A 1,745-nucleotide genomic window follows, 5' to 3' on the forward strand; every position below is an offset into this window, starting at 1 on the left:
CGGCGCTCCTGCCGCCGCCGGTGCCCCGGCCGCCACCGCCACCGCTGCCGGCGCCGCCCCGGTTGTCCCGGCCGCCGCTCCCGCCTCCACCGTTCCTGTTGCCGCTTCCGCTGTTGCTGTTACCGCTTCGCATTAAATGTCCGTCTTGTCGTCTGCGTGGATGTCCGGTGCGTCCGGATCGAACGACGGAACGCCTTCCAGGGTCTCGGCCTCGATCGCATCCGCCTCGGGAAGGAAGGGCGCGAGCTCCGGAAGTTCGTCCAGGCCACGCAGGCCCATCCGCTCCAGGAAGTAGTTCGTCGTCCTGTACAGGATCGCACCTGTTTCAGGTTCCGCGCCCGCTTCCTCGACCAGCCCGCGCTGAAGGAGCGTCCGCATGACGCCGTCGCAGTTGACTCCGCGTACGGCCGAGACCCTGGACCGGCTCACCGGCTGGCGGTACGCGACGACCGCCAGCGTCTCCAGCGCGGCCTGCGTCAGACGTGCGTGCTGGCCGTCGAGCACGAACGCCTCGACGGCTTCCGCGTACTCGGCCCGCGAGTAGAACCGCCAGCCGCCGGCGACGAGCCGCAGCTCGAAGCCCCGCCGATGCACCGTGTATTCGTCCGCCAGCTCCCGCAGCGCGTCGGCCACGGCCCTGCGCGGGCGGTCGAGCACCTTGGCGAGGTGCTCGGCCGTGGCGGGCTCGTCCACGACCATGAGGACCGCCTCCAGGGCGCCCTTGAGGTCGAGGCCGGCGACCGTACTCTGCTCCTGCTCGCTCACGCCTTCTCCTCGATCGGTTCGGGCGGCCGGTCGAACTCGTCGGTCACGACGGGCTCCACACCGTCGTCACCGCCCGTCCAGCGGACCATGAGGGTGCCGAGGGCCTCCTCCTGCTCCAGGGTGACCACCCGCTCCCGGTACAGCTCCAGCAGCGCCAGGAAGCGCGCCACGACGGTGAGGGTGTCCCCGGCGTCCTCGGTGAGCACCTGGAAGCTGACCTCACCGCGCTCGCGCAGCCGCGCGACGACGATGCCCGCCTGCTCCTGCACGGACACCAGGGGCGCGTGGATGTGGTCGGTGTACACCTGCGGCGTCGGCTTCGGCTGCATGGCCTTGACCGCGAGCCTGGCGAACCCCTCGGCCCCGATGCCGATGACCACGTCGGGCAGCAGGTCGGCGAGGTGGGCCTCCAGGCCGACCGTACGGGGATAGCGCCTGGATTCGGTCTCCAGACGGGTCTGGAAGATCTCCGCGATCTGTTTGTACGCGCGGTACTGGAGGAGCCGGGCGAAGAGCAGGTCCCGCGCCTCCAGCAGCGCGAGATCGGCCTCGTCCTCGACCTCGGCGGCGGGCAGCAGCCGGGCGGCCTTCAGATCGAGCAGGGTGGCGGCGACGACGAGGAACTCGGTGGTCTGGTCGAGGTCCCAGTCAGGACCCATCGCGCGGATGTGGACCATGAACTCGTCGGTGACCGTGGACAGTGCGACCTCGGTCACATCCATCTTGTGCTTCGAGATGAGCTGGAGAAGCAGGTCGAACGGGCCCTCGAAGTTGGCGAGCCGCACGGTGAAACGCCCGTCGTCGACGGGTTCGGCTCCGTCCGGGGCGGTGACGGCGGGGGCCGCTGCGGGGGCGGGCTCGTACGGTGCGGGCTCGGGATCCGGCTCAGGGTCGGGCTCGGGCGCGACCTCAGGCTCAGGGTCGGGCGCAGGCTCCGGCTGCCCGCTCTCGGCCGGCGGCGCGGCGGCAGGCTCCCGTAC

General features: G+C 71.1%; 2 protein-coding genes. Both read right to left on the minus strand.

Translation table 11 applies throughout. The annotated features are described in order from the left end of the window. Positions 1-132: 132 nt before the first annotated feature. Positions 133-765 carry an SMC-Scp complex subunit ScpB gene (gene scpB, locus QR77_RS07160; protein WP_040020373.1) on the minus strand — a complete coding sequence of 211 codons (633 nt, stop codon included), beginning with the start codon at positions 763-765 and terminating at the stop codon, positions 133-135. Beyond that, positions 762-1,745, minus strand: a 984-nt coding sequence (locus tag QR77_RS07165; protein WP_078876524.1) for a segregation/condensation protein A, incomplete at its 5' end; no start/stop codon positions are given. The genes QR77_RS07165 and scpB, both read right to left, overlap by 4 nt.

It is taken from the genome of Streptomyces sp. 150FB, assembly GCF_000818195.1.
Classification (GTDB): Bacteria; Actinomycetota; Actinomycetes; order Streptomycetales; family Streptomycetaceae; genus Streptomyces.